We start from the raw sequence: 7503 nt of genomic DNA, 5'->3' as shown, positions 1-7503 counted from the left end.
CGAGTTCCCAATGCCCGAACTCTTTTCGATTCTTCACAGATTTGGGGCGTTTTGAGATGGGAGTGCCGATATTAAACTTTCCTCGCGTTTCTTGAGGCTCTCGACTTTTTCCTTTGTGTCTTAAGACCGTTAGGGGCACCTTTAAGATATCTTGGTAAATCCAGTTATAGATGGATTTAAAGGAAATTTTCCCCTGATAATCTCGTCCAACAATTTGTTCAGGTGACCATGTACGTTCTAATTTATCTTGAATGTCTTTAAGTAGCTCGACCGTGTACTTAGGATTTCTACCCTTAAGACGTGCACGTTGATTGGCACCTTCATGGGTATCCTGAGCTTGGTATTGATCTGAAGGGCATCGTTTAAGTTCTCGATAAATCGTTGACCGATGGCGCCCGATTAATTGAGCAATGCGATTAATTTTATAGCCTTCTTGATAGAGTATTTCTATTTTTGAACGTTCCTCTATGGTAAGATGTGTGTAGCTCATAACAGACCTCCGTGTTTATGTTTTTGTCATTACTAACATTTTACACGAACCTGTTATGGGTTTCTTTATTTGTCGCACTTAATTTTACAATTCATCAATTAGAAAAAATGATAGACAAATGAGATGATTATTTGTATCATGTTATAGAATGAAAATTTGTTATAATGAACGGAGGTGTATCAATTGAGTGAAAATCAAAACACTTTAAATACTGTAAGAGAAATGATTGTAGATCGTTTCGGTGTTCAAGAAGATAAAGTAAATGCAGAAATGACATTTGAAGACCTTGGAGCTGATTCATTAGACGTTGTGGAACTTGTTATGGAATTAGAAGATCAATTCAATATCCAGTTCGATGACGAAAGAATAGAAGAATTATCTACAGTAGGTGATGCAGTAAGATACATCGATGAATTAAAATAGTTCTATCTTTAGCAATATATAAAAAAACAACGCTGCTTGTTTTTCAATAAGTAGGGTTTTTATTTTTTTATAAAGGACACCGGAGGGAAATTATGGAAAGTAACAAGAAAATATTGGAAATGAAAGACGTAGAAATTGGATTCCGTGTTAAAGATGATTACTATAATGCTGTAGATGGTGTGTCATTAACATTATCTAAGAATGAAAAATTAGCAATCGTTGGAGAATCTGGTTCTGGTAAAAGTACACTCGCAACTGCGATTGTAGGTCTTCATGATCCAAAAAATTCAAAACAAACAGGAGAAATTAACTATAAAGGCAAAAACATTTTAAACATGTCTGAGAAAGAATATCTAAAAATTCGTGGTGATGAGATTGGAATGATTTTCCAAGATCCATTAGCTTCATTAAACCCGTTAATGACGATTGAAGCACAAATTGAAGAGCCATTATATTATCATACTAAATTAAATAAAAAGGAACGTCATAATCGTATCCTCGAATTATTAGATCAAGTGGGAATTGCCAATCCAAAACGTATGGCTAAACAATATCCACATGAACTTTCAGGTGGTATGAGACAACGTGTTATTATTGCCATTGCTTTAGCATGTAAACCAGGTATCATCATCGCTGATGAGCCAACAACAGCTTTAGACGTTACGATTCAAGCACAGATTCTTGATTTATTAAATGAAATTCAAGAAGAAACAGAGTCAGGAATTATCTTAATTACCCATGATTTAGGAGTAGTTGCTGAAACGGCTGACCGAGTAGCTGTAATGTACGCAGGTGAGTTTGTGGAAATCGCAACAGTGGAAGAATTATTTAATAATCCTAAACATCCATACACAAGATCATTATTAAGATCAATTCCACAATCTAACGATTTAGTGGATGAAGAATCAGGAGAACTACATGTTATTCAAGGTGTAGTTCCGTCAATCACAAATCTACCAAGAACAGGATGTCGTTTTGCTCACCGAATTCCTTGGATTAATGAAGAGGAACATGAGCATAATCCTGAATTACACGAAGTAGCAGAAGGTCATTGGGTACGTTGTACTTGTCGTGAAAACTTCTACTTCCCTGAGGAGGTTGAATAATGTCTGGATTAATAGAGATAAAAGATTTAAAAGTACATTATCCAATACGTAGTGGCTTCCTTAACAGAGTCACAGATTATGTATATGCAGTTGATGGTGTAGACTTATCATTCGAAGAAGGTAAAACTTACGGTCTAGTCGGGGAATCTGGATCTGGTAAATCAACAATTGGTAAAGCTATTGTTGGATTAGAAAAGATTACTTCGGGTGAGATTTACTATAACGGTAAAGATGTTTCAAAAGAAGCTCGTAAACGCCGCTCAGACTATCGTCAGAATGTTCAGATGATATTCCAAGACGCTATGTCAAGTTTTAATCCTAAAAAAAGAATCGTTGACGTTTTAGCTGAGCCTATTCGTAACTTTACGAATATGACACCAGATGAAGAACGTCGTCGTATGATGGAACTTTTAGATATTGTTGGTTTAACAGAGGATGCTTTAACTAAATATCCGCATCAATTCTCTGGTGGACAAAGACAGCGTATCGGTGTAGCAAGAGCTGTGGCAATTAATCCTAAATTAATTATCGCAGATGAGCCTGTATCAGCACTAGATTTATCAGTTCAAGCTCAAGTTCTTAACTTCATGAAGAGAATTCAAGAAGAATATAACGTCAGTTATTTATTTATATCACATGATTTAGGTGTAGTAAAACACATGTGTGATGAAATTGCGATTATGTATCGCGGGCGCTTCACAGAGTATGGAAATAAAGAGGATATCTATGAAGATCCTCAACATATCTATACGCGTCGTTTACTTTCGGCTATTCCTCAAATCGATCCTAACAATCGTGATGAGCATAAGAATAACCGTTTACGCGTTGAAAAGATATATCAAGAAAACCAATCAAAATACTTTAGTGAAAATGGTCGAGTATATGATTTAAAAGCAGTCTCTGATACTCACTCAGTTGCTTTAAAAGAAGTATCTTCGACTTTAGAAGGGGGCGCTTAATACTATGTGGAAAACAATATTAAGACGTGTTGTTCTCATGATACCCCAAGTGTTTATCCTTAGTATTATTGTATTTGTTCTAGGTGCAATGATGCCCGGGGATGCACTGACTGGGTTAGTGGATCCAACTATTTCTGCTGATCAAATTGAAGCAATGCGTGCACAATTAGGTTTAAATAAATCATGGCCAGAAAGATATATTGATTGGATGGGCGGCGCATTACAAGGAGACTTCGGTCGTAGTTGGGCACACCGTATGCCAGTAGCTCAAATTATTAGCCAACGTATCGGACCAACATTATGGCTATCACTATTAACTGTAATTATTACTTATGCAATTGCCTTACCTTTAGGTTTATTATCTGGTCGATTCCAAAATTCTTTCTTTGATCGTACCGTTAACGTTTATAACTTTGTAACATATTCAGTACCGACTTTCGTATTAGGTCTATTATTTATCTGGTTATTCGGTTATACATTAGGTTGGTTCCCAACTCGTGGTACAGTAGGTTCTGGTGTTCAACCTGGGACTTTAGAATATATTGGATCTAGAATTTATCATATGATTCTTCCTGCCTTTACAATGGGTATTTTAAGTACAACGGGTATCATCCAGTACTTAAGAACCGGAGTTGTAGATGCTAAATCTCAAGATTACGTACGTACAGCTCGTTCAAAAGGTGTACCGATGAATAAGATTTATAGTCGTCATATCTTCAGAAACTCAATGTTACCAATTGCGCAAAGTATGGGTTATACTTTAACTGGATTAATTTCAGGATCAGTAATTACAGAGCAAATCTTTACTTACCAAGGTATGGGACAACTATTTATTACATCGATCACTGGACGTGACTTTACAGTTATGACGACACTTGTACTGTTATTCGGTATTATGACTTTATTGGGAACATTAATATCAGATATTATTATGATATTTGTTGACCCAAGAATCCGAATCAACTAGAAAGGAGGAATGTTTCATGGATAAAGAAGAAAAACAATATAACAAAGAAGACCAAATAATCAATGAAGAAGCTTTAGATCAATCGTTAGAGGTAGCTCAAGCTGAAGGCGAAGCATTACCTCCGATGGGATTCGAAGTCATTCGAAGAGAATTTGTCAAAGATAAGGCAGCCATTGTTGCATTATTTGTATTCATTACAATCATTTTAATCGCATTTATTGGTGCGATGATTGTGGATCATGATGCAGCAACTAAAGTTGACTTATTTAGTCGATATGCTAAACCAGGTGAGAACGGTTTTATTCTTGGAGCTGAAGAGGGTGGACGTGATGTTCTCTCACTCTTAATTATCGGTACACGTAATAGTATATTTATTGGTTTTGCCGTAACTATTATTACATCAATTATAAGTATTGCTTTAGGAATTATTGCTGGTTACTATGGTGGATTCGTAGAAGATATTATGATGCGTATTGTCGACTTCATTATTATTTTACCGCCAATAGTATTAATCATTGTCATTGTAACAATTGTTCGTCGATTCGATTTGTGGTCACTGATTGCTATTCTATCAGCATTAGGTTGGGCCGGAGGAGTTCGATTGTTCCGTACATCCGCTTTAAGTGAGGCGTCTAAAGATTATATAAGTGCTTCTAAAACGATGGGAACACCGGATTGGAAAATTATGTATCTAGAGTTAATGCCGAACTTAAGTTCATTAATCATTACAAGCTTAACGTTAGGTCTTTCAGGTAATATCGGTATTGAGACAGGTCTAACTTTCTTAGGCTTCGGTTTACCATCTGAAACACCAAGTTTAGGTACTTTAATCGCTGCGGCGAACAACCCAGATGTTATTCAAAACAAAGTATGGGTATGGCTTCCCGCTGTTGGAGTAATCTTAGCACTAATGTTAAGTATTAACTATATGGGACAAGCATTCCAACGTGTGGCTGATTCAAAACAACGTCTTGGATAAACAGTTACAAATACTATTTTTTAGAACCGAGCGATGCGTCGCTCGGTTTTTTTTATGAGTTTTTTTCTAATGTTATGTGTAAAATTTGATGAAACTTAACTTATATATTAAAATTTTTATATATATATAAATCCATTCATTTAATAGAAAAAATATGGAAAGTGTATAGGAATAATGAAGTCTATATTATAAAAGTTTTATTAAATTGCATTATAATTAAAATGATTAAAAACCAATAAGAATAACCTGAAACTATAGATATTAAAGCGATAATGATTTAAAATGTACTATACCGCTTGCATTAAAACTGTATAATTTTTTTTATTTATTCTAATGCTAGGGAAATCATTTTATAGGAGGATTTTAATGAAAAAATCGATTAAAAAATATGTTTCGCTAACAACTTTAGCTATGACATTTGCTTCGACTTTAGTTGGGCCTACGACGCAGTTAGTCTCAGCTCAAGAAGAAGGAGAAGATGGGGTATTAGAGTTTGATACTTTAGTACAAAATGAAGGTGAACCTATCGAAGGTGGTACTTTAAATTACGCTTTAGTATCAGATAGTACATTTTCTGGAGTTCTTAACAACTTATTATACACTGGTCAACCAGATAGTGAAATTATTAATTTCTTTAATCCAGGACTTTATGGATATGATGAGAACTTCACTATTGATAATTCAGGATTTGCTGATATCGAAATGGATCCAGAGAACAGCCAAGTAACGATTACTATTCCAGAAGGACATACATGGCATGATGGTGAAGAAATTACAATTGATGACGTAATCTTCCCATACTACGTTATTGGTAATCCTGATTATACTGGAATTCGTTACGGATCAGATTTCCAAAACGTTGCTGGTATGGAAGAGTACCACAATGGAGATGCTGAAGAAATTTCAGGTCTTGAACGAGTGGATGATTACACGTTAACAGTAACGTATAATACATTTAATAACTCAATGCTTCAAGCTGGTGGTGGTGTTTCTAATTATATCGAACCAGAACATCTACTAGGTGAAGTACCAGTGGCTGAATTGGAAGATAGCGAATATGTTCGTAAAAACCCAGTTGGTTTCGGACCATTTAAAGTAGAATCGATCACACCAGGTGAAGCGGTAACTTTAACTGCATTTGACGAGTATTATGATGGACGTCCTAACATCGATGAAATGGTTATTGAAGTAGTAAATTCTTCTACAATCGTATCTGAATTAAAAGCTGGAAACTATGATATTGCTTCATTACCAGCTGACCAATATGAAACATATGCTGATGCAACGAACTTTACTCCTGTTGGATTCTTAGAGAACGCTATTACTTATATCGGGTTCAAACAAGGGACATGGGATGAAGAGAACGGCGAAGTTGTACCAGAACCAGAACGTGTCACATCAAATAAAACATTACGTCAAGCAATGGCTTATGCGATTGATAATAACGCAATTGCAACTCAATTCTATTATGGATTACGCCAAAACGCTAATTCACATATTACACCAAACTTTACAGAGTATCATAATGCTGAACAAGAGGGATATACATTTGATCCAGAACGTTCTCAACAATTACTTGCTGATGCAGGCTTTGTAGATAACGATGGTGACGGCTTTGTTGAAGACCCTAATGGAGAACCATTTACATTAGGTTTCGCTTCAATGTCCGGTGGAGAAACGGCTGAGCCGATTGCTCAATATTACATCCAATCTTGGCAACAAATCGGTATTAACGTTGAACTCGTTGATGGACAATTAATGGAATTTAATTCATTCTACGAACGTATTGAAGCAGACGATCCAGCCATCGATGTATTTCAAGCTGCTTTCGGTGTTGGTGGAGATCCAAACCAAAGTGGTTTATTTGGTCGTTCTGCACCATTTAACTTCACACGTTGGGCAACAGAAGAAAATGATGAATTGTTAGCAGCCATTGAATCAGAAGAATCCTTTGATGAAGAATTCCGTCAACAAGCATTCTATGACTGGCAAGAATATATGATTGAAGAAGTTCCAACAATCCCAACATTATTCCGCTACACATTAACAGCTGTTAATAACCGTGTAAGCCAATGGGATACTCAAATTGGTTCGGACTTGAAATGGTCAGATATCTACTTACTATCTGAAGAACCAACTGCTGAATAAGCTAAAAATTTAACATCGTATTTGAAAGCACCCAGCTGGGTGCTTTTTTTATACGAATATAATAATGATAAAATAAGCTTTAACATTAATTTATCATCATCAAGTTATTAGATTTAAAAAATATTTTTATTTATAAAACCATATAAAGCGCTACCGAGAAATTCAAAGAACAATATAATATAATATTTAAAAATTATAAAACGCCTTTAAAGATTATCCTGAAGCGATTTATGTATTTTTATCTAATAAAATTAAAATAAAATTAAAAATATACTTGATAATCTAATCTAAAACGGTTAATATATTCCTGAATAATTCATACTTTTAAATATTGAGTTATTCTAGTCGTTATTTTTCAATTTTGGATCACTTTATCGAAATTAAAATATTTTAATCGATTTTCTAAGCTAAAGAAAAACTTTTTAGTCTCA

Annotated in this window: 7 protein-coding genes; 6 read left to right on the top strand and 1 reads right to left on the bottom strand. The window is 34.9% G+C overall.

Features of this window, described 5'->3' with window-relative positions; genetic code table 11:
- Positions 1-490, bottom strand: a 490-nt coding sequence (locus tag ACEN33_RS11450) for an IS30 family transposase (protein WP_407095145.1), incomplete at its 3' end; no start/stop codon positions are given.
- Positions 491-673: 183 nt separating this feature from the next.
- Between ACEN33_RS11450 and acpP the strand changes: the two genes are divergently transcribed.
- From acpP to ACEN33_RS11420, 6 genes are all read left to right on the top strand, one after another.
- Positions 674-913, top strand: coding sequence for an acyl carrier protein (gene acpP / locus ACEN33_RS11445; RefSeq protein ID WP_338489167.1), 240 nt, complete (start codon positions 674-676; stop codon positions 911-913).
- A 92-nt stretch (positions 914-1005) separates the two neighbouring features.
- Positions 1006-2019 (top strand): ABC transporter ATP-binding protein, encoded by a 1014-nt coding sequence (locus tag ACEN33_RS11440; RefSeq protein WP_407090243.1) that lies wholly within the window; start codon positions 1006-1008, stop codon positions 2017-2019.
- The gene (locus ACEN33_RS11435; RefSeq protein ID WP_407090244.1) at positions 2019-2978 is read left to right on the top strand and encodes an ATP-binding cassette domain-containing protein; all 960 of its coding nucleotides are present in this window, start codon (positions 2019-2021) and stop codon (positions 2976-2978) included. The genes ACEN33_RS11440 and ACEN33_RS11435 overlap by 1 nt, the downstream gene beginning before the upstream one ends.
- 4 nt (positions 2979-2982) lie before the next feature.
- Complete coding sequence (opp4B, locus tag ACEN33_RS11430) at positions 2983-3945, top strand: oligopeptide ABC transporter permease (protein WP_407090245.1); 963 nt, start codon at positions 2983-2985, stop codon at positions 3943-3945.
- Between the two features lie 124 nt (positions 3946-4069).
- Positions 4070-4924: an ABC transporter permease gene (locus ACEN33_RS11425; RefSeq protein WP_407090268.1), complete on the top strand. Its 855-nt coding sequence runs from the start codon at positions 4070-4072 to the stop codon at positions 4922-4924.
- 366 nt (positions 4925-5290) lie between these two features.
- On the top strand, positions 5291-7072 hold the full coding sequence (locus tag ACEN33_RS11420) for an oligopeptide ABC transporter substrate-binding protein (protein WP_407090246.1): 1782 nt from the start codon (positions 5291-5293) through the stop codon (positions 7070-7072).
- Positions 7073-7503: the final 431 nt, after the last annotated feature.

The organism is Ruoffia sp. FAM 24228 (assembly GCF_045528575.1).
In the GTDB taxonomy this organism is placed as follows: domain Bacteria; phylum Bacillota; class Bacilli; order Lactobacillales; family Aerococcaceae; genus Ruoffia; species Ruoffia halotolerans.
The sequence above is the reverse complement of the archived record's forward strand: the minus strand, read 5'-3'. Positions and strand labels throughout refer to the sequence as shown.

Excerpts from the sequence above, each read along its gene's own strand:
- ACEN33_RS11440 (WP_407090243.1), top strand. The coding sequence starts at position 1,006 with ATGGAAAGTAACAAGAAAATATTGGAAATGAAAGACGTAGAAATTGGA.
- ACEN33_RS11435 (WP_407090244.1), top strand. The coding sequence starts at position 2,019 with ATGTCTGGATTAATAGAGATAAAAGATTTAAAAGTACATTATCCAATA.
- opp4B (WP_407090245.1), top strand. The coding sequence starts at position 2,983 with ATGTGGAAAACAATATTAAGACGTGTTGTTCTCATGATACCCCAAGTG.
- ACEN33_RS11425 (WP_407090268.1), top strand. The coding sequence starts at position 4,070 with ATGGGATTCGAAGTCATTCGAAGAGAATTTGTCAAAGATAAGGCAGCC.
- ACEN33_RS11420 (WP_407090246.1), top strand. The coding sequence starts at position 5,291 with ATGAAAAAATCGATTAAAAAATATGTTTCGCTAACAACTTTAGCTATG.